Genomic DNA, 25303 nt, shown 5'->3' with positions numbered 1-25303 from the left:
GTGACGGGTCTGGGAGTTATTCCTTTTTTGCGAATTACTCATTTTTGATGACGGCATCATCTTCGTTGCGCTCCCCCATCTGAATCGTTTCGCGGGCTTCTTCCAGGTCGTCGGCTTCGGGCGTTTCTCCCTGGTTGTCGTCCTGCTGCGGCTCGTAGCTTAATCGGATGAGTACGGGGAAATGGTCACTGCCTACGTAGGGAAGGCGTTCCAGCCCGGCCACGGTAAGGTCCGAGGAGTGAAACACGTGGTCGAGCGGCCAGCGTAGGAGGCTATATTCGGCGTGAAACGTAGAGAAGAGGCCGCGGCCCCGGCGGGGGTCCAGCAGTCCGCTGATGCGCTGGAACAGGCGGGACGAGTGAGACCATGCCACGTCGTTCATGTCGCCGGCGACGATGGCAGTACGGTGTTCCCTTTCCTTAACCTGCAGGCCGACCAGCGAGAGTTCGGCGTCGCGGCCGGTACTTGCGTAAGCCTCGGTGGGACTGGGGGGCATGGGGTGTACAAAATAGAGATCTACCTCGCGGCCGTTCGGCAATTTGATGTGGGTATCGATACCGGGGATGTCGTCCTTGATGCGGTACTTCACCTCCGGATTTATCAATTCAATTTTGCTCCAGAGGTGCATACCATACAGGTTCTCCAATGGGATATTGACGCGGTACGGATATTTTTTGGCCAACCCTTCCGCCAGCTTCTCCTCCCACCACTGGTTGGTTTCAACGGTGAGGAGGATGTCCGGATCCTTTTCGAGCACGAGGTCGATGACCAGGTCGGTACGGCGGTTGGTCTGCAGTACGTTGCTCATCATGATGGTCAGGTGTCCGGAAGTGTCGTGGAGGACCATTGCCGCCCGGGCATCCTTCCCGTGTAAAGGGGTGTAAGGATAAATTCGGTACGCCTGATAGAGCGCCGCGAGGGTCAGAATTACGCCAATCGAGATATTGAGCGTGTCACTCGACGAATTGGATAGGAACCAACAGACCGCAGACAGCAGGAGGATGACGACGAGCTGCTGTCGGGGGTAATCAAACCCTCTGATCCACCAGTCGTCATACTTTAAAAACGGGAGTAGCGTTCCTACGACTCCGATAATACCGAGTACGTAAGCTAATATGCGGAGTGCAATCACGTGTACAAACAAATTTCGTGTATAAAGGAGTATTCCGACCTATGTTCACACGGGTACCTAACAAAGCTTACACCTCAGCGAACGGGGCATTGCTCCTGGTTGTATATGATGCATTGCCCTTCCAACCTACAACGAATGATTGCGACCTCTACGCGCCCCTTTAAGTTGCTATTTCGGCTGACCCTGCTCAGCTGCCTACTTTGCTTCGCACCCGCGCTCGGCGCCCAAAACGAGGACGAGCGGATCGCGGAACTGATCGAAAGCTACCGTGCCGATGCCCGGGGGCCCTACCGGGGCATTTTTTGGTTCTGCTCGGACGGTAGCCTGCGCGCCGCCCGCGACCCCTGTCCGGACGATGCCGATGCCCGCCAGCACGCCGACTACAAGCCGGAGATCAAGCGCCTGATGCGCGAGGAAGACCTTTATTTCGGCCAGATTCTCGCCGACACCGAATATGATGCGTTCTGGGACGCGGAATCCGACCACAGCCGGTTGAAGCAGTACCAGCTGAACGATTACCTCGTCGCCGCAGACAATGGCTGGATCCTCGAACGCGCCCGGTATTACCGCGGCGCCTTTCAGGTCGAGGACGAGGAGGAATGGGGGCGAGGCTTCTTCCGCTGGCTACTCGACCGGGAGGACGTGCTGCGGGAAAACTTTTACCTGATCGTCCAGGCGGCGCGCGATATCCCCCACCGGGGTGATACCGACCTGAACCAGCGCATCCGCGCGGTGAGTAAGGAAATTGCCGACCAGTACGAGCCGTTTATGGACCTGCGCATCAAAATCCATGGCCGCCCGGGTGCCGGAGACGCCGGTGCCGTGCGGGAATTCACGGCGGACAACGAGAACGAACTACGCGAGCGCGATCTCTACACCGCCGCCGAAACGCTGGCGGCCGATATCGACCGCGCTTACGGTGGCAGCGGCCTCCAAAACATCGCCGAATTGGTGCGCCAGTTGCCGACCGGTGATCCGCTGAAAGATCGCCTGTCGACCTTCGTAGCCCAGCAGGAAGCGGCCGACGCGGTTTCCCGACTCACCGCTGCCGCGGACCTGCTAGTGACCATCCGGGAGGACCTGGTCGCTTACGACCGGCTGCCGCTGGATCGGCTGCGGCTCATCGACGTCGTGAACGAACTCGGTGACCTGATCTTTCGTACGGCCGCCGAATACCCGGCGGAAACCGCCCGCGACCAAATGGAAAAAATCTGTTACCTCGGTCAGGCCGCCGCCGGTACCGGCTTCGTCGAGCTGTGGGAGTACGATGCTGCCTGGTCGATGCTGGCGGATCCCGGCTACCAGTACATCTGGCCGAGGATGCTCGACGACTACCTTGATAACGCCCGCCGCTTCGTGGAGTGGGGGACGGCCACCAACCGGGCTACCTACGGCGACGTCGTAGATCGGTACGCCCGCTTCGAACCCGCAGCCCTCGGTTTCCTGGACGACCAGATCCGGGGGTCGGTGCTGTTGCCGCTCGGGCAAGCCGTTGGCGAGCTGGGTGACTGGCTGGCACGGAACAGCGACTCCGGGAACGCATTAATGGACATCAACACCCAGGCGCAGGCCCGGGGGCTAAATCCGGGGTACGCCCGCGGAACCCTTCACCTGATCGAAGGCGCACCGGATGAGGTGGAGGTCAATAACCGCGATATATTCGTCTTCAGCCGTCCTCCGGCGGATCTGAAACCGGTAGGAGGCATCCTGACGGTAAGCGAGGGCAACCCGGTCAGCCACGTACAGTTATTAGCGCGGAACCTGGGCATCCCGAACGCCGTCATCAGCGAGGAGCAGTTCCAGGAATTGCTGGAATACGACGGAGAGGAAGTATTCTTCGCCGTATCCAGTGGCGGAACCGTAGTGATGAAACCGGCCGACGAACTCTCCGAGCAGGAACGGGAGCTTTTTGCGGTAAAGGAGCGTAACCAGGAACGAATCCGGGTACCGATCGATCGCCTCGACCTGAGTACCCGGGAAGTGCTCAACCTGAGTGAGGTCAACAGCGAGGACAGTGGCGTACGTAGCGGACCGAAGGCGGCAAACCTCGGACAGCTCAAAGAACTTTTCCCGGAGAACGTGGTCGACGGGCTCGTCATTCCCTTTGGCATATTCCGGGAGCACCTGGACCAACAGATGCCCGGACAGGCGGAAGGAACTTCCTACTGGCAGTTTCTCAACGACCGCTTCGCCGAGGCCGCCCGCATGGAGGAAGCGGGCCGGAGCGAGCGCGAAGTCGAAGCGTATACCCTTGAGCAACTGGCGACGCTGCGGAATGCGATCGACCGGATCGAGCTGTCGGAGCATCTTTTGCGGCAGTTGGATGAAGGCTTTCGGAACCAACTGGGGGGTGATTTCGGTGAGGTTCCGGTATTCCTACGGTCCGACACGAATATGGAGGACCTGGCGGAATTCACCGGCGCGGGCCTGAATAAGACCGTTTTCAACGTCGTCGATCGGGAGGGCATCATCGAGGGCATTAAAGAAGTGTGGGCGAGCCCCTATACCGAACGGAGTTACCGCTGGCGGCAGCGCTACTTGCTCAATCCGGAAAACGTGTTTCCGAGCATCCTTATCATTCCCAGCGTGGACGTGGCGTACTCCGGTGTCATGATCACCAAAGGGGTAAGCAACGGCAACGACGACGACATCACGGTGGCCTTTAGTCGCGGAGCGGGTGGAGCCGTGGACGGTCAGGCCGCGGAAAGCTACCTTATCGACCGGTACGGTAGCGCGACCCTGCAGGCGCCCGCCCGGGAACGCATGCACCGTCGGCTGCCGGTTACCGGAGGAAGCGTCATGGTTCCGGCCGCCTTTAACGAACGAATACTCACCGATCGAAATCTGCGGGACCTCTACGAGCTCGGGCAGCGGGTGGAGCGGATCATGCCGAAAGCGGATGGAATGGAAGACCAGGGCCCGTTCGACGTGGAACTGGGCTTTCAGGACGACAAGATTTGGTTGTTCCAGATCCGTCCTTTCGTGGAGAACGACCAGGCGCAGTCTTCGGAATACCTGCAGGGCATCACGCCCCCCGACCGCGAAGGGGTGTACATCGACCTGGGAAGCCGACTGGACGTGGGGCCGGAAAGCTGACCCCGATTACCTACTGAAATAAGCCGTGGAGCTTGCCGCTGACCATCTCGATGACGCGGCCGAGGTCTTCCTTTTTATTGACGAAATCGACCTCGTCGACGTTGATGATCAGAATGTTGCCGTCGTGATAGCTGCGGATCCAGTCTTCGTAACGACGATTCAGTTGCTTCAGGTAGTCGAGGCTCATACTGCCCTCGTAGTCGCGACCGCGATTCTCGATGTGCGCCACGAGGGTGCCGATACCCGCACGGAGGTAAATGAGCAAATCGGGTGCCTTGATGCGACTGGTCATGGTATGGAACAGCTGGCTGTAGCTGTTGAAATCCCGTTCCGTCATCAGGCCCATTCCGAAGAGGTTGGGCGCGAAGATGTGGGCGTCTTCATAGATGGTCCGGTCCTGAATGACGGTGTGGTTGCCCTCCTGTATGTCGATGATCTGCTTGTAGCGATTATGCAGGAAGTAGACCTGGAGGTTGAAGCTCCAGCGCTGCATATCGTCGTAGAAGTCGCTTAGGTAGGGATTATTTTCCGCGCTCTCGTAGTGGATTTCCCACCCAAAATGCTGCCCCAGTTGACGGCATAGGGTGGTTTTTCCCGCGCCGATGTTTCCGGCGATGGCAACGTGCTTGATGGGCGTATTCTCCATAGGCCCGCAAAGGTAAAGCGGAGCCGGCGGAGTTCCGCTTACCAGCTCCAGCCAAAGCGCGCTTCGATCTGAACGACGGCACCGCTGACGTCGGCGGCGGTCACCTTCTCGGAGTCCACACCGCTGGCGAAGCGGTAACCGCCTTCGATGCCCAGACGGAACCACTGGAAGAGATTTAGCTCCACGCCACCCATCAATTGTCCGATGAGCATCCGGTCGCGCACGCCTTCCACGTCGATCCGGCCGGGACCGACGATGGCCGTGAAGCGGGGGTGAATTACATTGTCGGCCCCGGGGCTCACCGCAATGATGAATCCTCCGTGCCGGAAGTCATACTCCGGAGCGTCGACATTATCGTCGGCATCGTCCGTCGTGAAGGATTCGCGGGCGCTCCAGCCACCGTAGCCGAGAAATACGGTTTCGCTAAACTCGAGGCCGCCGAAGCCGCCGCGGACGAGCGCCCAGTCCTGTCCGGTAGAGGAGTAGTTGTAAGTGGGGCCACCCCAAGCACCACTCAAATCGAGATCACCGAGGAGGGTACGCTCCCGGCGAAGGGAAAATCGGTGGGTACCTTCGTCGTCGGCGCCAGCAGCGTGGTATGCAGGGACGACCGTCTGCGCGTGGTAGGCGAGAATCGGAGAGGTGTTCTGGGCGGATAGGAGAACCGTCGCGAACAGGAGGGAAAAGGTAAATAGCTGTTTCATAGCGTTGCGTTTTACTGAGTGAACATTGCTCCCGCGTCCTCGCCGAAAGCCGGAACGCGATGGTAGTAAGGGCGAAGCAATACGGTAAAGGTTGCACCTGGCCGTCTTAAATTGTGTGATGAATCTATTAACGGGTTCCTAAAGTCGGTGGACGCTTGCTTACTTTGGCGCAAAAGCAACAACCATGGCCAAAGGAAGCATTCTGATCAAGGGGGGAACCATCGTCAATCGGGGCAAACGAACCGAAGGCGACCTGCTTATTCGCGACGGTATCATCGAGCGGGTAGGGGAGGCGATCGATGTCGCGGCCGACCGGGAGATCGACGCCACCGGCTGTTACGTCCTTCCGGGGATCATCGACGACCAAGTTCATTTTCGCGAGCCGGGCCTGACCCACAAGGCCACCATCGGCAGTGAGGCCAGGGCCGCCGTAGCTGGCGGGACGACGAGTTTTATGGAAATGCCCAATGTCGTCCCCGCCACCCTGACCCAACTTTTACTAGAGGAAAAATACCGGATCGGTGCGGCCACCAGCGTCGCGAACTACAGCTTCTACATGGGCGCGGCGAACGATAATCTGGATGAAGCGCTGCGGACCGACCCCAAGCGGGTTTGCGGCCTGAAAATATTCATGGGCAGCAGCACCGGCAATATGCTGGTGGACAACGAGAAAACCCTGGATGCCCTCTTCTCCCGCAGTCCGCTGTTGATCGCTACCCACTGTGAGGACGAGGCGACCATTCGCCAAAATGCTGCTGCCGCCCGGGAGCGGTACGGGACGGAAATCCCCGTGTGGGAGCACCCCAATATCCGCTCGGCGGAAGGCTGCCTCCTCAGTAGTAGCCTGGCCATCGAACTGGCACAACGCCACAACACCCGCCTGCACATCCTCCACATCAGTACGGCCGACGAGGTGTCACTCTTCCGTAACGATATTCCGTTAAAGGATAAGCGCATTACCGCCGAGGTATGCGTGCATCACCTGACTTTCAACGCCGATGACTATACGCGGCTGGGCAACCGCATCAAATGTAATCCCGCGATAAAGTCGGAGCACCACCGGTCGGCGCTGCTGCCCGCTCTGCTGGACGACCACTTCGACGTGATTGCCACCGACCACGCCCCCCACACGGCCAGCGAAAAGGCACAGGCCGACTATTTCAAGGCGCCGGGAGGCCTGCCACTGGTGCAACACAGTTTGGACATGATGATGCGCCTGGAACAAGCCGGACACATCACCCTGGAAAAGATCGTGGAAAAAATGTGCCACGCCCCGGCGATCTGCTACCAGGTGGCCGGGCGGGGCTACCTGGATACGGGATTGCACGCCGACGTGGTGATCTACGATCCGCAGGAAACCTGGACGGTGGCTCCCGAGAACATCCTGTACCACGTGGGGTGGTCGCCGCTGGAGGGCATGACGCTGCGCGGCCGGGTACGGGAGACCATAGTCAGCGGCCGGTTAGCCTACGCGAATGGTCGGGTAATCGACGAGGTGAGGGGGGAACGGCTGGCATTTGACCGCTAGCCAAAAAAGAACCCCGGTCATCAATGATGCCGGGGCTCGTTCCAACTTACTGATACCAAATAAAAAAGTCGGTGCCGGCGGGGTGCCGGCTTTTTCCTGGCTTCCAACACCAACAATACGATGTGGTTGAGGTTGGGAACTCCCAAAAATACACATCTCCGCTTGCTGGAACAAATTCTGCCGAAAAATTTGGTCCTAAGGCTGTCCGACCTCCCGGAGGAGGTAGCGGTAAGCGGCGGCAAAGTCCGGTTTGCCGTATCCAATGGCCTCGTCGGGTGCGTCGGTCAGGGAAGCGGTAGCCCGAATGGCGTCGAGAACCTGCTGATTGGTAGCCTCCGGTACGGCCTGCAGCAGACACGCGACCAGCCCGGTAATCAAGGGCGCACTGAGGCTGGTTCCATTCGCGCCGGTCATGCCCTGTCCGTTCGCGGCCACCGCGGCGACCATCACGCCCGGTCCGCTAACGTCTGGCTTGACCCGTCCGTCGGGGGTCGGTCCGAAGCTGCTAAAGTAAGCCCGCTCGTCGGTTGCGTCCAGGGCTCCGATACTGAGGGCCTGGGGCGCGTCGGCCGGAATACCGATGTACTTCCACTCGTCTGCTCCGTTATTCCCGGCGCTGGTGACGATGATCATACCGCGTTCGAACGCCCGACCGATTGCCACGGAGGCCGGTGAGGTGATGCCGTTGAGATCTTGGTAAGTATAATCCATGGAGGGGTCCGTGAAAGTGGTATAGCCCAGGCTGCTGTTCACGACGTCCACGCCTACACTATCCGCCAGTTCTAGCGCAATGGCGTAGTTGACCTCTTCCATGCGGTGTTCGCCCCGGCTGTTTTCGGTTTTAAACAGCAGGTACTTAGCTTCCGGAGCCGTGCCGATGAAGAAAAAAGGGTGGTGGGCGGCCATGGTACTGAGCACCGTTGCCCCGTGGGTGGAACCGTCGAGGGCCGTACTGTCTTGCTCCACCAGGTCGTAGTTACCCGGGACGGCTTCCAACTGGTCGTAGCCGAGGAAGTCTTTGTAACCGACGCTGGGAAATCCTCCGTCAAAAACGGCCACCCAAACCCCGCGGCCGCGGTATCCCAGGCGGTGGAGGCTATCGCCGTTCATCCGGGCGAGATCCTTGTAGCCGAAGCCGTAGAAGGTTTCCGTGACGGGGACGGGCTGAACCACCGGCGCGGGCTGGTTGAAGTCGGTGGGGCGGGGTGCCGAAACCGAGCGTTCGTACTGTAGGGGAGCGGCGAAGAAGGTGGTGTCGACGAATTCCAGGGAACGGAGTTCACCGACCTGTTGCTCGGTTGCAGGCACGACTACGCCATTCATCCATTTACTGCGGAGCCAGATGTCGATCCCGCGCTCCGTGATGCGGGATTCGTAGTCCGGGCTGATGGGCAGATCCAGTTCGGTGATGGCCTGACCGACCTTATCGCGGCGGTCGAGGGCCCGCGTACTGAGAAAGGCACTTGGCTCCTCGATGGTGTACGGGGTGCCGACCTTGTCGCGAAAGCCGATAAAGTACAGACCCTTCGCTGCCGCTTCCTGGGCGTGGAGACCGCCACCGAAAACCAGCAACAGTAGGAGGAAAAGAAGTTTATTCATGGAGTTAAAATGCGTCGGGTTGTTGCAGGAGCGCATCGATCAAACGCACCATGTCCTGTTTTGGATTCGTCTGGCGGACGTGATAAGTGGCCTTTTCGTAGCAACTCCGTCGCGACTGCAATTTCGTTTCGATGAGGCTGACCAGGTCGTCGCCACCGTGGAGCAGGGGGCGCTTGTCGCGTTCTTTACTCAGGCGGCGGGCGATGATGTCGACGGTCGGGTCGATAAAAACGGTGAGGCCGTGCTGGTTCATCCACTCCATATTGTCGTGGAAGCAGGGCGTACCGCCGCCGGTGGCCACCACGAACATGGGAAGGGTGTCGAAGCCGCGCAGCAGCTGGGCTTCCAATTGCCGAAAATGGGCTTCCCCGTGGTTGGCAAAAAGCCGGGTTATCGGCATGCCGGCCCGTTGCTCCAGCAGGTCATCCAGATCGATGAACGGCAACCCCATTTTCGCAGCGAGCCGCAGCCCGGAGAAACTCTTTCCCGAACCCATAAAGCCGGTAAGAAAAACGCGCATTACCGTTGCTGATTTGTGTGATCCAGGCGAAGATAAGCGCTCGCCAGGGTTTAATCCTCCCGCGCGGGCCGGCGGACCCGGCTAGTTGGGTATGCGGATGGCGCTGGGTGTTTATCTTTGGCGCTCAACTAACCCCCGTATGCTCAAGCTGCTGCTAAACTGCCTGCCGCTTACCGTAATTTTGGCCTGCGCGGAAGATCCGCAACCGCCGGCCGAGACGGTGGCCCCCGCGGCCGCCGGCAACGCGGCGGTAATCCGCAACGCCGTGGCGGAATCGGCGCCGGACAGCTCAACGGCGGCCACCATGGATTTCGCCGAAACCGAATATGTTTTCGGGGAGGTAAAGGAAGGCACCATCGTGCGGCATACCTTCGCGTTCACCAATACCGGTAAGCTGCCGCTTCTCATCACGGATGCCCGTTCCACCTGTGGGTGTACCGTTCCGAGTTACCCGAAGGAGCCGGTCGCACCGGGAGCAACCGGAACCGTGGAAGTCGTTTTTAATACCACCCACAAGTACGGCCGGCAACGCAAGCCCGTGACCCTTACGGCCAACACCAATCCGTCCATAACTACGATTTACGTAGACGGGACGGTCATCAATGAATAAACGTTACGTATGAATATCTATTTACAAGCCGGTGGCGACATTTTCACCAGCGGCTTTTTTATGCTGGCCATGCTGGCCGTGATCGTATTCACCATGATCATCCCCCAACGCCGCCGCAGCAAGCAGCAAAAGAACTTTATGGAAGGCCTGACCAAGGGGCAGCGCGTCGTTACCGCCAGCGGTATTTTAGGTATCGTCGATAAGGTCGAGGATAAGATCGTCACGATCAACGTGGGTAATAAAACCTACATTCAGGTTACCAAGAATGCCATCTCCCAGGAACTCACGAATGCAATTTACCCTCCAAAAACTGAAGGATAGTATTCCCCTGCGGAATATGGCCGCCACCGACCGGCAGGTACTGCTGTTCTGTATCGGCCTGGCGTTTGTCTTCTGGCTGATCCTAAACCTCTCCCAGACCTACGAGATCGACAAGACGGTCAATATACAGTACAACGTGAGCCCGAATCGGGCCATCGCTGGTCAGCCGCCCCGGTCAATCCCCGTACAAATCCGGGGTAGGGGATGGAACCTGATCGTGGAGAGCATCCGGGGGAAAACCGTCGACATTCTGCTGGACGTCAACGACGACGAGCAGTACCTGCTGAGCGGCAACGTGCTCGAGCAAGCCATTCGCAGGCAGTTGAGCAGCGGAGACCTGGAAGTAGAGAATATGGGCTACGAACCGCAGCGGGTTTTGACTACCCCCCGCGACGGGAAGCGGGTGCCGGTAGTATCCAACGTAGCCGTCAGCTTCGAGGTCGGGTACGCCGCGGTGAGTGACGTGCGGTTCAGTCCGGACAGTGTAACCATAAGTGGCGCGATCGATGCGCTGGAGGATATCACCTCCTGGCCGACTACATCTTTGATCCTGGATGACCTCCGGCAGGACGTGGAAGCCACCGTACCCCTTGAACCCACGCCGGAGGGGTTGACCCTCAACTACACCAGCGTAGCTTTATCTTTGGAAGTGGAACCCTTCATCGAACGGCAGTTTCGCGTACCCATCGAATTGTACAATGCGCCCTCGGTGGATTCCTCCCGCGTCTTCCCGGCTTATGCCACGGTGACGGCCACCGTTCCCCAGCGCGCGTTCGGGCAAATTCGCCGGTCGGATTTTCGCGTGGAAGCCGACGTCAGCCGGCTGCAAACCTCGGATGGAATGAATACTGTTCCGGTACGGCTGACCCGGGTCCCGGAATATATCCGGGATGTCGAATTCTCCCCAAAGGCCGTAGAGTATTATATCTATACCCAGCCCGATTAGCTGGGTAGCAATTACCTGGCGCGGATAATCGAAATCGGCATCTGTTCGTCGTAGCTGCCCGTTAGGGTCGGCGTCTGGATATTGCCCGTGTATCCCCGTACCTCCCGGTGTACGAAGGCAAACAGCTCCTGAATGGAAACGATCCGGTCGTGATTGGCGTCGGCCTCGCCCTTCATTCCCCGGATGAGGTAGTGGCTGAACACTCCGGAGCGCAGGCCACCGTCTTCCAGGCTGATCTCTTCCCCTTTGCTGGACATCATCAGCGCCGTGGAGGAACGGGCGCTGTTCAGCGCCGAATAGTAGTCGGATAACATTTTTTCGTTACTTCCCCCGCTGCGGGCCGCCAGGCTGCCACTGTGGCAGGCATCGGCGATAACCAGCTTATGGCGGGAGCGGCTCATCTGGAGGGCCTGGTGTACCTCATCGTGCTTTAACGCCCGCTCGGTACCGTCGTAATCCACCGGTAGAAAGGAGCCGGGAAGTCCATGGCCGCTGAAGTAGAAAAGTATGACGTCGTTCTCGTCGGCCTGGCGGTAGGTATCCCGCATGGCGGCCAGGATGTTGTCGTGGGTCGCGTCTTCGTCGATAAGCACTTTTACCTGGTCATCGCTGAGGGCTCCGCCCTCAATACTTTTTAGAAAGGCGTAGAATTGATAGGCGTCGTCGTCCGTGTACCGCAAGGTCTTCATGTGTTGGTAGTAAGCGCAACCCACCACTACCGCCCACACCTTCACTTCCTCGTCGTACTCGGTGGCCAGTTCCGGCGCGGGGGAGCCGCTTCCTTCGTAGAGACGACGGTAGAGGGTGCCGTTTTCCCATACACCCCCTTCGATGGATCCGTTGCGGTACTGCATGACACCCAGGCCTTCGGGAAGGTGTTCCCGAAAATTACCGTGGTAGGTGTTGCCGTTGGGGAACAGTACCGTTCCCCGCCCGTCGGGAATACCGTTGCGGATGGTGCCGAAAAAGGCCGTTCCGTCGGCGTAGGTATAGCGGCCCGTTCCGTCGGGACAACCTTCGTTGCAGTCGGGTAGCTCAGCGGTATTGCCCACGAAGCCCAGTCCCGACCAATCGATATCCAATTTACCGTGTTCCCAGACGCCGGATACCATGGTGCCGTTTCCGTATTCCAAGCTGCCTTTCCCGTGTTTGACGTTTTGCGACCAATTGCCGGTGTAGCGGTCGCCGTTGGCGTACTCCATGCGACCGTAGCCGCTCATCATGTCCTCCTGCATGCCCCCTTCGTAGAAATCCCGGTTGGCAAAGGAGAAGGAAACCTCCCCGTTTAGTTTATCGTCTACCCAAGTACCCACGATTTCACCGCCATCGGCGAACATCGCGCGGCCCTTGCCGTGCCGGCGTCCGAGGTGCCACATCCCTTCGTAGCTATTGCCCCGGGCATCGACCAACCGCCCCGGACCATCCTGCAATTGGTTGCTGAAGTTGCCACGGTAGACCGATCCGTCAGGGTACGTCAGCGTTCCCTGGCCGTCGAATTTTCCTTCCTTGAACGCACCGTTATAGAGGGCCCCGTCGGCGAAGCGAAGGGTTCCGGCTCCGTCGTAGCAGTTCCCGCGTTGACAGTGGCCCTGGGCGCGGAGCGCCGTAGTGCACATAAGGAGCACCAACGGCAGGATAAGCAGTTTAGACATGTGTTTGACGTGTAAAAGAGTGTGTAGGGTATCAGTTTCTTCTCAAACGACCGCTCCGTAGAGCCGGCCGGGACTCACCGGTAGTGACCGAATCGCGGCCACGGCGGGGACATCACCAAGGCTAAGGCAAAAACGCTAGGCTTGTTTCGAGAGAGACACTATAAACCAAATAATCAGTCGATTATCCGCGTCTATAGCTTGTTTCGCTTCCCTAAAATTGTCCTCCTTCGCTAGAATAATGAAATGATTGAGGAAACGGTAGCTATAGGTTAGAATGCGGTCGTCGTATGCAGCTTTTCGCTATAAGATAGAAGAAGATTATTAGAATGTTCGGCTAATCCATTGAAAATGATTCGGTAAACGGCCTGCTCCACGATATTTTACGTTCCGTCCTTTACGGGGTGAAAACAAGTCGAAATGACTGCACGCACACTGATCCCCCAAGCTACCCCGATTGGCGTTACACGGCAGTTGCTGTAACGACTCAACCATTGATGCCACAGCAGAGGAATTGATACCCTCCCATTCTCAAATAGCCGCCTATGTGATTCGGCCCGGAGGGGGCGAGGTCCCGGAGGGTATCTTTACGGCCACACTCCCGAAATACAACTCATGAAACTTTACTCATCCGTAATTTTCTTTTTTTATTTAGCCTTTTTACACGCGCAAACTGATATCTACGAGCGTCTGGATTTTCCGGAAAATCTGGATCAGTCCGAGATCCTTAGTCCACGGCAGTTTCTGGGCTATCGACTGGGGGAACGATTCACGGAATACGCCGCATCGGTGGCTTACTTCGATTACCTTGACGAGCAGAGTCCGCGCCTCCGGGTAGAACGCTACGGGAGTACCTACGAGGGACGCCCGCTTTTGCTGGTTATCGCCACCAACGCGGAGAACATGGAGCGGTTGGAAGCTATTCGAGCCACCCAGCTACAATTGGTAGACAGTTGGGAGGGCGACGGCGCGCAGGTGGAAAGCCTGCTGGCAAGCCAACCCGTTATCAATAGCTACAGTTACAACATCCACGGCAACGAAGCGAGCAGCACGGAAGCCGCCATGCAGGTTGCCTACGAACTAGCCACAACCGAGGACCCGGTCACCGAGACCGCCCTGGCCAGCACCGTCAATCTACTCTTCGTCTGCATCAACCCCGATGGCCGCGACCGCTACGTGTACTGGTATAACGGCATGGCCCGCGCCACCGGGGGAGAAGAACCCCACGATCTGGAGCATTACGCCCCCTTCCCGAACGGCCGAACCAACCACTACTGGTTCGACCTCAATCGGGATTGGGTATGGGGCGTCCATCCCGAAAGCCGCGGTCATACCCGTGCCTACCAACGTTGGATGCCGAGCGTGCACACCGATTACCACGAGCAAGGGTACGACGCCAATTACTTTACGGTACCCGGAACGATGCCCCGTAACCTGCTGCTTCCCGACGCTTACGAGTACTGGGCGGACACCTTCGGGCGCGCCAATATCGCGGCCTTCGATCCCAAGGGTATCAGCTACTTCACCCGCGACCGCTTCGATTTCTTTTACCCCAGCTACGGAAGCAGTTATCCTTCCGTGATGGGCGCCATCGGTATGCTGGTCGAACAGGGCGGAATCGCGGCCGGTCGTGCCGTGGAGACCGAAGACAGTTACGTGCTGACGCTCCGGCAACGGATCTGGGATCACTATTCCACCAGCATCGCCCAGCTCAGAACGGCCGCGAAGCACAGGGAGGCCCTCCAGCGGTACAGCCTGGCCGCCTGGAATCCACTCAACAGCAAGCAGCAAACAACCGCCTACCTCATCGAAAACGATGGCAATCCCTATTTCGACGACTTCCTCCAGATGCTACTGATGAACGGAGTACGGGTGGAGCGCACCACCGAACCGCTCGACGCTCCCGGCCTGTCCTACCGTACCGGGCAGGTAGTAGCGGACCGTATTCACCCGGCCGGCAGCCTGATCGTCGGTACCGAGCAGGCCCGTCACCTGTTTCTCAACAGCATCCTGGCTAATGATCTGGCGATTGAAGACAGTGTGATGTACGACATGTCCACCTGGTCCGCGCCCCTGGCCTACAACCTGGAAGCCTATACCTTCGACGCTCCCGTGCAGGTCAACACCGAGCCGGTTACCGTTATCGAGCGCCGGGGCACGGTGAGTGGCCCGACGGATTCCCCGGTCTACGCCTACGTCATCGACTGGTCGCAGCGCAATGCTCCCCAGGCCCTCGCGGCCCTGTGGAAGAACGGCCTTCGGGTGCGGGCATCGCTGGAACCCTTCTCTACCGATGCAGGAGCAACGTACTCCGCCGGAAGCCTGATCGTACTGCGGGGACGCAACCTAGAGAAAGAAGGAGAGCTGCCGGCCCTCATGCGGCAACTCGCAGCCGACTTCGGGCTGCGGATCGAACGCTTCACCACCGGCCGCATGCGCGATGGCAACGACCTAGCCAGTACCCGGAACTTTCCCCTCCGCGAGCCGCGAGTTGCCATGTTGGTAGACGAGCCTTTCGACACCTACACCAGCGGGCAGATCTATTTTCTGTTCGACTGGGAAACGCAGTTGCCCGTTACCCGCATCCGTACTTCCGTGCTTCGGCAAACGGCCGTACCGAAATTCGGACAGCGGTACGGCTATGCCGACCTGTTCGATTACGACGTGGTGGTCCTGCCCGACGCGAATAACCTGGAGGAAGTCTTCGACAAGGAGCAACGGAGGGTGCTCATGGACTGGATTACCGCCGGTGGCACCCTAGTGACGGTGGGAGAAACCGCGGAGTTCTTTACCACCTCCAATGACTTTACCGATCAGCAACTCAACGTCGCCGACCGCGACACCTCCGAGCGTGCCAGCCTTCTGCCCTTCGCCGAACGCACCGATTACTACGGAAAAAAGAACATCCCGGGAAGCGCCCTGCGCGCCTCTCTCGATACGACCCATCCACTGGCTTTCGGGATGCAGCCGGAGGTCTACACGCTGAAGTTCGGTAGCAGCTCTCTGGAGCCTGAACCGGGGCTGCAAACCGTTGGGCGGTATACGGCTGACTCGACGAGGCTACTGGCGGCCGGTTACGCTCCCCGGGAAGCGATCAACCGACTGGCGGGGAATGCCTGGGCGGGGGTACGGCAAATCGGCCAGGGTCAGCTGGTGTATTTACTGGATAATCCGCACTACCGCATGTTCTGGCGCGGCCCCAGTCGCCTGATGCAAAACGCGGTGATGATGGTTCCCGGGATGTAGGCCTACCAGAGCAAACTCCGGCCGAAGGGGCGCCGGTACTCCCAGTCGAGGTGCCTGCGGTCGGGCAGCACGTAGTTGATCAGGATGCCGGCCACTACCTCTTCATCCTCGGGCTTTCGCTCCGAATCGAGGCGGATGAACGATTCGACGCTCACCCGCGTCGAAAGCAGCACACTGAGCCCGAGGGTATAGCGATACTCCGTGATCCCATCGATGACGTCGAAGCGGTAGCGGGTCTCCATTTCCCCCACTACCACGACGGTTTCGTGCAGTTCACACGCCAGTCCGATGCGGGGCCGGACCGCTACCTGGGCCGACGACGGTCGCTCCGTAAGTTCGAATTCGTACTGGGAACGGAGCCGGCCTTCCAGGGTCAGCGGACTATCACCGAGCGGGTAATCGAGATATAGGTCCGTAAAGATTCGTACCTCCGTCGGGTCCTGACCGTAAAACGGCGTAATCCGCAGTCCCGGCGCGACACTGACATACCGACCGATCAGCCGGTTGATCGCACCGGTGACCAGGACCCGGTTTTCGGCACCCGTATTGACGATCTGGCGGTGTTCGATCTCGAATTCGTACCCCCAGTTGGGCGTGACTTCGTGCTCAAAAGCCGCACCGCTGAAAAGGTGTAGCTGGCTACGGAGATCGGAGGCCCGAACAAGGGCGGCAAGGAGGAAAATATACCGGACCCAGTGGGGCATGATCGGATAGCTAGGAAGTTGGGGCGCGCAAAATACAATCAACTACCTGGTACATTCATCGTTCTACCGTAAATGCAGAATCCTCAATCTATGAAACACCTTTTCTTACTCGTATTCCTATCCGCGCTATTCCCCGCTTGCGCGAATAATTCCTCGGGGGTCACCGACATCGAACCCGGGCAGGATGATTCCTCCGACGCATCGCAGTTGCCTGACTCCGTAGCCGTTCATCCAATCTACCACGGTTCCATCGTACTGACCTACGGCGACCAAACGATTTTCGTTGATCCCTACGGCGGAGCGGAACGGTACGCGTCTTACGGTAACCCCGACCTGGTTCTCATTACCCATACCCACGGCGATCACCTGGATCCCGAGACCCTCGGCGGCATCGACCTGACCCAGGCAACCCTGGTGGCTCCGCAGACGGTCATGGATGCCCTGCAGGATACCTCCTTCGCGGAAATGCATACGCTCGCTAACGGGGAGAATTGGAGCTGGGAAGACATCGGCATCACGGCCGTACCGGCATACAACCCCCCTCCGAAAGAAAATTTCCATCCCGAAGGAGATTTCAACGGCTACGTGCTAGACTTCGGTCAGGAGCGGGTCTACATCAGTGGCGATACGGAAGGAGTGCCGGCCATGCGCGATCTGGAGAATATCGACGTCGCTTTCGTTTGCATGAACCTTCCCTACACGATGGACATCGAGCAGGCAGCGGACGCCGTACTGGAATTTGCCCCCCAGGTCGTCTATCCCTACCACTACCGTAACCAGGACGACACCAAAAGCGACGTGGAGGCATTCCGGCAAATGGTGACCGCGGAGAACGAAGACATCGAGGTCCGACTTGGAAACTGGTACGGGGAATAGCTACTCACACGGAACCGTATCCCCAAGGATCGTTTCGCGAACGACCTCGCTGCCGAGGCCGCCACGAACGCCCCGGCCGATCCGTTGGTTCGGAACCTGATCGGTGACCGGGGGAACTGTCTCGGAGGTAAGGGTATAGTCCTTGTAAAGCCGATCGATCAGATTGCCGTTTTCGTAGTACAGATACGCTTCGTGGATTGCGTCGATCGGGTGGTCGATGCCTGCGGTAGAGTTGGCGGCTTCGCCAGCGCGTTCCGTCAGGTGAGCTAAATAAAGCTCGGTTCCGTCGTAATAGTAGCGCTCGTACAGCGTGGGATGGTCGTCAGGTCCCCGTTCGTGTTCGGCGATTACCAGCTCTTCTTCGACGTAGCAGGCCACGAATAGGCCCCGCTGGGCGGCTTCCGGGCAGGCATACCTCAGGGTATCGCAGCGCAGTTGACCGGCGGCTCGCATCCGGGTGATCCGGTCGTACCGCTTTTGAATCCACTCGGTTCCGGCTTCGATGTTGCGCTGCCCGGTGACGTTCATGGCGGGCGCAGGGGATTGATGTTGTTCCTGCGCTCCGGCGCCCTCCCCGGAACAGGTGAACAACAGGCAACCGAGACAAAGACTCAGCACGTAGGGGTAGGTACGGGTTTTGCTGTGCATTCGCCGGATTATCGGGCGGGTACGTCCACCTTGCGGTACGCCTCGATCACGGCGGTTTCGCCGGCTTTTCCATCCATACTCTTGCCGTGTTCCATGCCGTATACGCCCTCGAAGCCTTTTTCGTGGATGTGGGCGAGGACGCGGCTGTAGTTGATTTCGCCGGTGGTGGGTTCCTTTCGTCCCGGATTATCTCCCAGCTGGAAGTAAGCGATTTCGTCCCAGGCGGCGTCGATGTTGGGGATGAGGTTGCCTTCCTGAATTTGCTGGTGGTAGATGTCGAAGAGAATCTTGCAGGAGGGGCTGCCCACGGCCTGGCAAATCGCGTAACCCTGGGCCGCCTTGGTGAGGAAAAGTCCCGGATGATCGCGGTAGTTGAGCGGCTCGAGGACCATCACCAAGCCATGCGGCTCCAGAAGAGCGGCTCCCTGCTTGAGGGTTTCCACCACGTTGGCCATTTGGTAAAAGGGTTCGAGGCGCATTTGTACGAACCCGGGAACGACCGTCATCCATTTGGCGTTACACCGCTTGGCCACCTCGATGGATTTACGGATGTCGGCAAGGAAGGCATCACGGTGTTCTCCGGGGCCGTTGGTCAGGGTTGGCTCGCTCCAGTTAATTTGGTTGGCGACGAAGACGCCCATTTGCATATTGCGCTCGGCGAGGAGTTCGCCGATTTTGGTTTGCATGGCCGGCTCCCGTCCGCCCATTCCGTTGTCTTCCCAGGCGTGAAATCCCATTTCGGCGGCCCAGCGTATCTGGTCGAGGATGTCGTTGCCGGCGTGGCCGGAAAACATCCCCCCGTGCGGGGCGAAGGCGAGGTTGAAGCCGGTTTCCTTCGGGTGCCCGGCAGAAGCGGTGGCGGATTGCCCGATGGCGGGAAGTCCCAAAGCGGCGGTGGTCAGTTTGATGGCGGTACGGCGGTGCATGATCGAGTTACTTATTTGCCGTAATGTAATAAACATTTCCATCCACGCCTCGCTGCGTACCGGCCTGGTTTGCCCTTGGGGATTCCGGTCTCCGGCCTGGTTTTTACCCATTCGGCGCGATAACATTTTCCGAATGATTAGCCTGACGTCGTAAATCGCCCAACGGAAATAGGAAGGTTACCGAGTAGGCGACATCCCGAATCGGTGCAATAGTTTACCTTGCACCCATGCTGCGATACTTCTTATTCCTGACCGTAACCGTGCTCCTAAGTTGCGAGCAGGATCCGCTGACCGTGCGAAACGTTGACATTGACGAGCGAACCGAATCCAGTGGTCTTACGGAGTTTGATCCTACGGTGGAAACCGGCTGGACCGCGTCCGATGGCATACGAACGGCTACCGCTCCGGCTAGCCTGGAATTACTTCCGCAAGACGAAGCGCTGACGCTGTCCTTCAATTTCCGCATGTCGGAGAACGCGGAAGCGAAGCTATTACTCGGGGGGCAACACGCGCTAGCCTTACCCTCCCTCACCCTCGATACTACCGCCTTCATGCGAAGCGCGGTGGATATCCGTCCCGACGTTTGGCAGAATTTGGAAATTGCCTACCTCCCGGCTACCGCCACGACGCCGGCACTGCTGGTTGCAACCTATCTGAATGGTAACCTAGTGTACTACCAGCAGCCCCTTCCGGACGTCGAATCCGGCGGCCCCCTAACCCTGGAACTGACGGAAGGGGAGATGTCGGTGACCAACCTACAGCAATCCGGGGAGGCGGGAAAGGCCTCCTCCCTGGCCAGCAACGGAGAGGTCAATCTTAACCTTCCGCTGATCCACTACGCTTATTACGCTGTGGACGGCCGGCCGAAAACGTTCGATGGTTGGGCAACCCAAGAGCCCGCCAAGGAAGGCTATATCTCTCGCTTCGATCTCGGCGCGATCCGGGAGGCGAACCGCGATTACGCCATCCGCTTTGAAGGCAACCTTCAAATCCCTAAAGCTGGTCCGTATACCTTCCACCTTCGCTCCTCCACCCATTCGGCGCTATTCATCGACGGCGAACCCGTGGTAGCCCTGGGCCCGGATACGGAAGGAATCGAAAACGACGGAACGGTCACGCTGTCGGAAGGTACCCACGAAGTCCGCCTCGACCACTACCAGGAGACCAACTGGAATCACCTGTTGCTGAAGTATAGCTACGGAGAGCAGGAGCGGAAGAGCTTCAACGATATGCCGGAAGGCCAGGCCGTCGCCACCCCCCGCAGCCAGGAAACCACACCGGTGGAAACCGACGATCGGCCCTACCTGCTGCGCAGTTTCCTCAACTTCCCGATGGCGCGTGTTTACGATTACACCCAAAAGCGTACCCACGTCGTGAACGTGGGCGAAGCGGACGGCCCCCACTACAGCTACGACCTCCAGAACGGCGCGCTGCTCCAGGTATGGCGTGGCCCGTTCGTCGACGTCAGTGAAATGTGGGAAGATCGGGGCGAACCGCAAGTGGTGCGCGCGCTCGGTCCGGCGGTCTCTTTTGACGGACGGCCCCAGTGGGCCACGGATGCCAATGAATGGCCGGTGGAGGCGGACGGTTTGCGCCACCGTCGCTACGAGTTGGATGCCGAGGGACGACCCACCTTTATTTTCAGCCACGGTGAGGCGGGCGAGGTATCCGATCACTTGGTCCCTAATGCACAGGGCCTCGAGCGGACCCTCACCAATCAGACGGGCGGGGAAACGCTCCTTACCACCATCGCCTCCGCCGCTTCCATTCGGGAAACGGCACCGGGCGTTTTCGAAACCCTGAACCCGGGGCTCAACATCCAGGTGCTCGAGTTGGCCTCCGGCGGCTTGCGTTTGCTTAAAGGCGAAGGAACCCAGCGCCTCGTGGCGGAACTTCCCCCCGGGGAGCACCTGACCTACGCCATTGACTGGTAAGGCCGTCGTTCCGCCCCCTCCTAACGCTACAATTCAAGATCATGTCTCGTATCCTCCTAGTTCTCTCTACGCTGCTGGTGCTGCCCGCCCTTTCGGCCCAGGATGAAAGCGATTACTACAGCATTGAAAAAATCTCCATTCCCGAAGCCATCGAGCTTGAAATAGGCGGAATGGACTTCCTGCCCGACGGCGCCCTGGCCGTAACCACCCGGCGCGGCGAGGTTTGGATCATCGACAACCCGACTACCGATAAGCCCGAGTACCGGCTTTTTGCCCGGGGATTGCACGAACCCCTCGGTTTATCCGCTCACGACGGAGCCATTTACGTAGCCCAACGGGGGGAGGTGACCAAGCTAACGGATCGCGATAACGACGGAACGGCCGACGTGTACGAAACGGTTTACGATATGCCCCTGACCGGCAACTACCACGAGTATCACTACGGTCCGCTCTTCCTCCCCGACGGCAGTTTCCTCACTACCCGCAACGTTGGTTGGGAAGGCAGCGGAGTCAGCAAAGTTCCCTTTCGGGGCTGGATGATGCGCTACGTTCCCGAGGAGGACCGCCTGATTCCCTGGGCGGCGGGCATGCGGAGTCCGGCGGGATTCGGCACGAACGCCGAGGGAGACATCTTCGTGGCCGAAAATCAGGGCGACTGGATCGGCTCCGGACGGATTACCCACCTCGAGGAGGGCGACTTTGCCGGTCACCCCGCCAGCCTGCGCTGGGCGGATGAGGAGGGATCCGAAGTGGACCTGAAGGAAGACCAGCTGAACGACGAATTTCAGACGATGTACCGGGCCCGCGAGGAACTCGGTAACGTCAAGCTACCGGCCGTCTGGTTTCCGCATGGCATCCTGGGTATTTCCACGGCGGCCATCATTACCGACCGCACGGAGGGGGCTTTCGGTCCCTTCGCCGGCCAGCTGCTCGTAAGTGATCAGGGGCAGAGCAAGATCATGCGGGTTGCCCTGGAGAAAGTGGACGGGGAATACCAGGGCGTTGTTTTCCCCTTCCGGGAAGGATTCAGCTCCGGTCTCCTGCGGCTGGAGTTCGGGGAGGATAATGCCCTCTACGCCGGCCAGACCGCGAGAGGTTGGGCGGCCACCGGTGGGGAGGAATTCGCCCTCGAGCGGATGAAATGGACCGGTAGCACTCCCTTCGAGATGTATGCCGTTCGCGCTACGGAATCCGGCTTCGAGATCGAATTCACCGAAGCCGTCGATCCCGCCGGCGTCCGTCCCGACCGGTTCAAGCTGCAAAATTTCACCTACCTCTACCACCATAACTACGGCAGTCCGGTAGTGGACATTCAACCGAATACGGTCACCTCGGCCGAGCTATTACCCGATGGGAAGACGGTACGGATCGTACTCGACGCCCTTCGCCCCGGCTACATCTATGAGATCAAACTCGGGGATATTCGAGGGGCCAACGGCAAGGAGCTACTGCACGATTTCGGTTATTACACCCTCAACGCCATTCCCGGCGGGAGCGGCACGGTAGCTTCCGCTGACGACAATATTGCGGCAAGCGCAGGTTCGGCAAAGCGGCCGACCGAGATGCCCGCGGACTGGAACGGATCCTTCGACCAGGAAATCCTGCTGGAATCCGCCCTGGGCATGAAGTACAAGCAGAACGTCCTCAATGCCACCGCCGGCGCCCGCATCAAATTCACCTTCCAGAACCCCGACGATATGGAGCACAACTTCGTGCTCACCGCCGGCAAGCTGGGCGACCGGGTAGGGGAAGCCGCTCTGGAGCTGGGACTCAGCGGCGCGGCCAAGGACTACGTGCCCGATATGGATGCCGTGCTCGTACATACCGAGCTGGTCGCCCCGGAAACGGAAGACACCATCTACTTCACCGCCCCCACGAAGCCTGGAGTATACGAATACGTATGCACCGTGCCGGGTCATTATAAAGTGATGCGGGGAGTACTGATCGTGAAAGAGGCTGCGTCGCGCTAGGTTGCTGCGGACAGCGTCACCGATATACTGACGGCATTCCCACCGAATCCCGTAGCGTTGATCAAGGCGTTTTCGGGGGGCTTCGCCACCTCCGGGGTCGGCAGGTACGGCGGAAGCCAGATCGCCTTGGCTTCCATCATTTGCAGGGCGGCCACTACTGCGAGCGGTCCGCTGGCTCCAAAAGTGTGTCCCGTGGCCCACTTCATGGACGTGATGATGGAAGCTTCCCTACCGAATACCGCCTCGATCGCCGCCCGTTCCGCGGCATCTCCCTTTCGCGTTCCCGGCGCGTGGGCAAAGATGGCATCGGGCTGCCTGTCCGACTGGGTGGTCGCCGCTAGCATGGCAGTTTGGAGGGCGGTTCCGGCCGCGCTGATGCCCGTGGAGCTCTGGTGGCGTTCGCGCGAAAAGCCAACGCCATCCAAGGCGAACGGGTGGTGATTCGCTCGCCGCTCCAGTGCTAGAAAAGCCGCCCCTTCCCCCAGGGCCATACCCGTAGGATCGCCGGTCAGGGGCCGGGTGGGGTAGCGTTCGTCGTCGGCCGGCTCGGCGTAGACCCTCAGCGCCTGCATTTGCCGGAGGGTAAAGGTGGTCAAGGGGGCTTCGGTGCCTCCCACCAGCACCCGGTCGGTCATGCCCGACTGGAGTAAAGCAACTCCCTGGAGGATGGCGTGGCTACCGCTGGAACAGGTGACGCTCATTCCCGTGGCCAGCTCGGTGGTGCCGAAGTAATCCGCCAGCAGAAAGGCCAGACTTCCGAGGGTAGTCAGTGGGGAAGTCCGCACCGGGGGCCTGCCTTCCCGTAGGAACTCGTCGTAGGTTTGTTCCCAGGATTCGGTGGGGCCCCGGCTGCAACCGACCAAGATGCTGAATTCCTTCCCCCGCCAGCCAGCAGTTTCGACGGCCATTTCGGCGGCCGCCAAAGCGAGTTTTCCGGCCCGGTCCGTCGGTCGCGCTCCGGAGAATATGGCTGCGTCCGGTGAGTGCTTCAGGTTCGTTACCGGGAATACCGGTAGACCAGTAGCCGGGTCTCTCCGCGAGCAAGGGGACCCGGAAGCATACGTTTGCGCCGAGGCTGCCCGGCTGGTTCCCGCAGCCGAAACCGCGCCGTATCCGGCTATGCTGCACGTCATGGGATAGGGTTGGTGGTTTCACCGAGTAGCCGCACCAACGAAGTGACTTCCGCCGGGGTGTTGAAGGCGTGCAGACAAACGCGGAGCCGCTCCGTGCCTGCAGGTACCGATGGAGAGCGGATTCCCTTTACTAGCAGCCCCTCCGCTCGCAACCGCTCCTCCAGGGCCATAACGCGGTCGTTACCCGGTACGGGAACGAGTTGGATGGGACCGGAAGCAATCGGTAGGTGAGCAGGTAAATACGTGGCTACCCGCTTTTGGTAGGTGGCGATCACGTTTTGGAGGTTGGCGAATGCGTTGGGTTGACGTTCCCTAAGTAGGGCATATATCCGTCTGATTCCGGAAATCTGCATGGGCCGTGGACCGGTGGAGTAGATGAAGGGCCGGGAAAAGTTGATGAGGTAATCCCGCAGGGCAGTCCCACCGAGAATGGCCGCCCCGTGGTATCCGGGAGCTTTGCCGTAGGTCGCTACGGCGGCGAAGACCTGATCCTGCAGGCCGAGCTCGGCTACCATTCCCGCGCCATACGTCCCTTCCAGACCGGTGGCGTGCGCCTCGTCGACGATTAGGTGGGCGCCGTGGCTATGACATAGTTCGGCGAGCTCCCGCAGCGGCGCGGTGTCGCCGTCCATGCTGAAGCGGCTTTCGGTGACGAAGAAGGTTTGGCCGTCCGACCGGGATTGGGACAATAGTCGATCGGCTTCCCCCGTGTGGTTATGCCGGCACCTGCGCCCCGCCGCCCCGCTTAACCGGATGCCGTCGCGGAGACTGGCGTGAATCAGTTCGTCGTAGACGACCGTGTCCGTGCGCCGGGCAACGCAGCTGAGCAGGCCGAGGTTGGCCGTATACCCACTGCCGAACAAAAGGGCGGCGGGGAAGCCGTGAAACGCGGCGATCTCGGCCTCCAGATCGGTGATGCTGGAGTGGTTGCCGGAAATCAGGCGGCTACCCGGGGCGATGGCAATCGTTGTCGATTCCGCCCCCAATAACCGGCTGAACCCCAGGTAATCGTTCGACCAGAAATCTACCCCGTCGAGGTCCCCGGGGAGTTCGCGGAACTGACCGGTGGCCCGTAGCGCCCCGAGTCGTTGGTGTAGAAAATCTGGCTGCTCCAA

20 protein-coding genes are annotated in these 25303 nt (G+C 59.4%); 9 read left to right on the top strand and 11 right to left on the bottom strand.

The window, feature by feature from the left end:
- Nucleotides 1-34 precede the first annotated feature (34 nt).
- A complete protein-coding gene (locus CLV84_RS17595; RefSeq protein ID WP_104421060.1) occupies nt 35-1132 on the bottom strand; it encodes an endonuclease/exonuclease/phosphatase family protein in 1098 nt (365 codons plus the stop codon).
- 135 nt (nt 1133-1267) lie between these two features.
- Here CLV84_RS17595 and CLV84_RS17590 point away from each other — a divergent pair, with 135 nt between their 5' ends.
- Complete coding sequence (locus CLV84_RS17590; protein ID WP_104421059.1) at nt 1268-4228, top strand: PEP/pyruvate-binding domain-containing protein; 2961 nt, start codon at nt 1268-1270, stop codon at nt 4226-4228.
- A 10-nt stretch (nt 4229-4238) separates the two neighbouring features.
- Here the strand turns inward: CLV84_RS17590 and CLV84_RS17585 are convergent, their stop codons facing one another.
- Nucleotides 4239-4874 (bottom strand): deoxynucleoside kinase, encoded by a 636-nt coding sequence (locus tag CLV84_RS17585; protein ID WP_104421058.1) that lies wholly within the window; start codon nt 4872-4874, stop codon nt 4239-4241.
- 38 nt (nt 4875-4912) lie between these two features.
- Nucleotides 4913-5578 (bottom strand): hypothetical protein, encoded by a 666-nt coding sequence (locus CLV84_RS17580; protein WP_104421057.1) that lies wholly within the window; start codon nt 5576-5578, stop codon nt 4913-4915.
- 184 nt (nt 5579-5762) lie between these two features.
- On the opposite strand from CLV84_RS17580, the gene CLV84_RS17575 reads away from it, so the two are divergent.
- On the top strand, nt 5763-7106 hold the full coding sequence (locus CLV84_RS17575; RefSeq protein ID WP_104421056.1) for a dihydroorotase: 1344 nt from the start codon (nt 5763-5765) through the stop codon (nt 7104-7106).
- Nucleotides 7107-7301: 195 nt separating this feature from the next.
- Here CLV84_RS17575 and CLV84_RS17570 read toward each other — a convergent pair whose 3' ends face one another.
- Nucleotides 7302-8705 (bottom strand): S8 family serine peptidase, encoded by a 1404-nt coding sequence (locus tag CLV84_RS17570; RefSeq protein ID WP_170067759.1) that lies wholly within the window; start codon nt 8703-8705, stop codon nt 7302-7304.
- Nucleotides 8706-8709: 4 nt separating this feature from the next.
- Nucleotides 8710-9225, bottom strand: coding sequence for a shikimate kinase (locus CLV84_RS17565; protein WP_104421054.1), 516 nt, complete (start codon nt 9223-9225; stop codon nt 8710-8712).
- A 139-nt stretch (nt 9226-9364) separates the two neighbouring features.
- Here CLV84_RS17565 and CLV84_RS22010 point away from each other — a divergent pair, with 139 nt between their 5' ends.
- Genes CLV84_RS22010 through CLV84_RS17550 form a run of 3 tightly spaced genes read left to right on the top strand, consistent with a single transcriptional unit; the run spans nt 9365 to nt 11102 of the window.
- Nucleotides 9365-9835 (top strand): DUF1573 domain-containing protein, encoded by a 471-nt coding sequence (locus CLV84_RS22010; protein WP_211295280.1) that lies wholly within the window; start codon nt 9365-9367, stop codon nt 9833-9835.
- Nucleotides 9836-9844: 9 nt separating this feature from the next.
- Nucleotides 9845-10156, top strand: a complete 312-nt coding sequence (gene yajC, locus CLV84_RS17555) for a preprotein translocase subunit YajC (protein ID WP_104421053.1) — start codon at nt 9845-9847, stop codon at nt 10154-10156.
- A complete protein-coding gene (locus tag CLV84_RS17550) occupies nt 10125-11102 on the top strand; it encodes a CdaR family protein (RefSeq protein ID WP_104421052.1) in 978 nt (325 codons plus the stop codon). The genes yajC and CLV84_RS17550 overlap by 32 nt, the downstream gene beginning before the upstream one ends.
- An 11-nt stretch (nt 11103-11113) precedes the next feature.
- On the opposite strand, the gene CLV84_RS17545 is transcribed toward CLV84_RS17550, so the two are convergent.
- Complete coding sequence (locus CLV84_RS17545) at nt 11114-12754, bottom strand: caspase family protein (RefSeq protein WP_104421051.1); 1641 nt, start codon at nt 12752-12754, stop codon at nt 11114-11116.
- Nucleotides 12755-13366: 612 nt separating this feature from the next.
- Here CLV84_RS17545 and CLV84_RS17540 point away from each other — a divergent pair.
- On the top strand, nt 13367-15997 hold the full coding sequence (locus CLV84_RS17540) for a M14 family metallopeptidase (protein WP_104421050.1): 2631 nt from the start codon (nt 13367-13369) through the stop codon (nt 15995-15997).
- 2 nt (nt 15998-15999) lie between these two features.
- Here CLV84_RS17540 and CLV84_RS17535 read toward each other — a convergent pair whose 3' ends face one another.
- On the bottom strand, nt 16000-16701 hold the full coding sequence (locus tag CLV84_RS17535; protein WP_104421049.1) for a DUF2490 domain-containing protein: 702 nt from the start codon (nt 16699-16701) through the stop codon (nt 16000-16002).
- Nucleotides 16702-16791: 90 nt separating this feature from the next.
- Here CLV84_RS17535 and CLV84_RS17530 point away from each other — a divergent pair, with 90 nt between their 5' ends.
- Nucleotides 16792-17577, top strand: a complete 786-nt coding sequence (locus tag CLV84_RS17530) for an MBL fold metallo-hydrolase (protein WP_104421048.1) — start codon at nt 16792-16794, stop codon at nt 17575-17577.
- Here the strand turns inward: CLV84_RS17530 and CLV84_RS17525 are convergent, their stop codons facing one another.
- Nucleotides 17578-18225, bottom strand: a complete 648-nt coding sequence (locus CLV84_RS17525; RefSeq protein WP_146088852.1) for a hypothetical protein — start codon at nt 18223-18225, stop codon at nt 17578-17580.
- 8 nt (nt 18226-18233) lie between these two features.
- A complete protein-coding gene (locus CLV84_RS17520) occupies nt 18234-19151 on the bottom strand; it encodes a hydroxypyruvate isomerase family protein (RefSeq protein ID WP_104421238.1) in 918 nt (305 codons plus the stop codon).
- A gap of 227 nt (nt 19152-19378) precedes the next feature.
- Here CLV84_RS17520 and CLV84_RS17515 point away from each other — a divergent pair, with 227 nt between their 5' ends.
- Together CLV84_RS17515 and CLV84_RS17510 are read left to right on the top strand one after the other, a co-directional pair.
- Nucleotides 19379-21085: a PA14 domain-containing protein gene (locus tag CLV84_RS17515; protein ID WP_104421046.1), complete on the top strand. Its 1707-nt coding sequence runs from the start codon at nt 19379-19381 to the stop codon at nt 21083-21085.
- A gap of 41 nt (nt 21086-21126) precedes the next feature.
- Nucleotides 21127-23055 carry a plastocyanin/azurin family copper-binding protein gene (locus CLV84_RS17510; RefSeq protein ID WP_104421045.1) on the top strand — a complete coding sequence of 643 codons (1929 nt, stop codon included), beginning with the start codon at nt 21127-21129 and terminating at the stop codon, nt 23053-23055.
- Here CLV84_RS17510 and CLV84_RS17505 read toward each other — a convergent pair.
- Nucleotides 23052-24188 carry a beta-ketoacyl synthase N-terminal-like domain-containing protein gene (locus CLV84_RS17505; protein WP_104421044.1) on the bottom strand — a complete coding sequence of 379 codons (1137 nt, stop codon included), beginning with the start codon at nt 24186-24188 and terminating at the stop codon, nt 23052-23054. The genes CLV84_RS17510 and CLV84_RS17505 overlap by 4 nt on opposite strands.
- Nucleotides 24185-25303 (bottom strand): aminotransferase class I/II-fold pyridoxal phosphate-dependent enzyme, encoded by a 1119-nt coding sequence (locus CLV84_RS17500; RefSeq protein ID WP_170067758.1) that lies wholly within the window; start codon nt 25301-25303, stop codon nt 24185-24187. Before CLV84_RS17500 ends, CLV84_RS17505 begins: the two co-directional genes overlap by 4 nt.

The sequence above is a fragment of the Neolewinella xylanilytica genome, from assembly GCF_002934605.1.
Classification (GTDB): domain Bacteria; phylum Bacteroidota; class Bacteroidia; order Chitinophagales; family Saprospiraceae; genus Neolewinella; species Neolewinella xylanilytica.
The sequence above is the reverse complement of the archived record's forward strand: the minus strand, read 5'-3'. Positions and strand labels throughout refer to the sequence as shown.

Excerpts from the sequence above, each read along its gene's own strand:
- CLV84_RS17590 (WP_104421059.1), top strand. The coding sequence starts at position 1,268 with ATGATTGCGACCTCTACGCGCCCCTTTAAGTTGCTATTTCGGCTGACC.
- CLV84_RS17585 (WP_104421058.1), bottom strand. The coding sequence starts at position 4,874 with ATGGAGAATACGCCCATCAAGCACGTTGCCATCGCCGGAAACATCGGC.
- CLV84_RS17580 (WP_104421057.1), bottom strand. The coding sequence starts at position 5,578 with ATGAAACAGCTATTTACCTTTTCCCTCCTGTTCGCGACGGTTCTCCTA.
- CLV84_RS17575 (WP_104421056.1), top strand. The coding sequence starts at position 5,763 with ATGGCCAAAGGAAGCATTCTGATCAAGGGGGGAACCATCGTCAATCGG.
- CLV84_RS17570 (WP_170067759.1), bottom strand. The coding sequence starts at position 8,705 with ATGAATAAACTTCTTTTCCTCCTACTGTTGCTGGTTTTCGGTGGCGGT.
- CLV84_RS17565 (WP_104421054.1), bottom strand. The coding sequence starts at position 9,225 with ATGCGCGTTTTTCTTACCGGCTTTATGGGTTCGGGAAAGAGTTTCTCC.
- CLV84_RS22010 (WP_211295280.1), top strand. The coding sequence starts at position 9,365 with ATGCTCAAGCTGCTGCTAAACTGCCTGCCGCTTACCGTAATTTTGGCC.
- yajC (WP_104421053.1), top strand. The coding sequence starts at position 9,845 with ATGAATATCTATTTACAAGCCGGTGGCGACATTTTCACCAGCGGCTTT.
- CLV84_RS17550 (WP_104421052.1), top strand. The coding sequence starts at position 10,125 with ATGCAATTTACCCTCCAAAAACTGAAGGATAGTATTCCCCTGCGGAAT.
- CLV84_RS17545 (WP_104421051.1), bottom strand. The coding sequence starts at position 12,754 with ATGTCTAAACTGCTTATCCTGCCGTTGGTGCTCCTTATGTGCACTACG.
- CLV84_RS17540 (WP_104421050.1), top strand. The coding sequence starts at position 13,367 with ATGAAACTTTACTCATCCGTAATTTTCTTTTTTTATTTAGCCTTTTTA.
- CLV84_RS17535 (WP_104421049.1), bottom strand. The coding sequence starts at position 16,701 with ATGCCCCACTGGGTCCGGTATATTTTCCTCCTTGCCGCCCTTGTTCGG.
- CLV84_RS17530 (WP_104421048.1), top strand. The coding sequence starts at position 16,792 with ATGAAACACCTTTTCTTACTCGTATTCCTATCCGCGCTATTCCCCGCT.
- CLV84_RS17525 (WP_146088852.1), bottom strand. The coding sequence starts at position 18,225 with ATGCACAGCAAAACCCGTACCTACCCCTACGTGCTGAGTCTTTGTCTC.
- CLV84_RS17520 (WP_104421238.1), bottom strand. The coding sequence starts at position 19,151 with ATGCACCGCCGTACCGCCATCAAACTGACCACCGCCGCTTTGGGACTT.
- CLV84_RS17515 (WP_104421046.1), top strand. The coding sequence starts at position 19,379 with ATGCTGCGATACTTCTTATTCCTGACCGTAACCGTGCTCCTAAGTTGC.
- CLV84_RS17510 (WP_104421045.1), top strand. The coding sequence starts at position 21,127 with ATGTCTCGTATCCTCCTAGTTCTCTCTACGCTGCTGGTGCTGCCCGCC.
- CLV84_RS17505 (WP_104421044.1), bottom strand. The coding sequence starts at position 24,188 with ATGACGTGCAGCATAGCCGGATACGGCGCGGTTTCGGCTGCGGGAACC.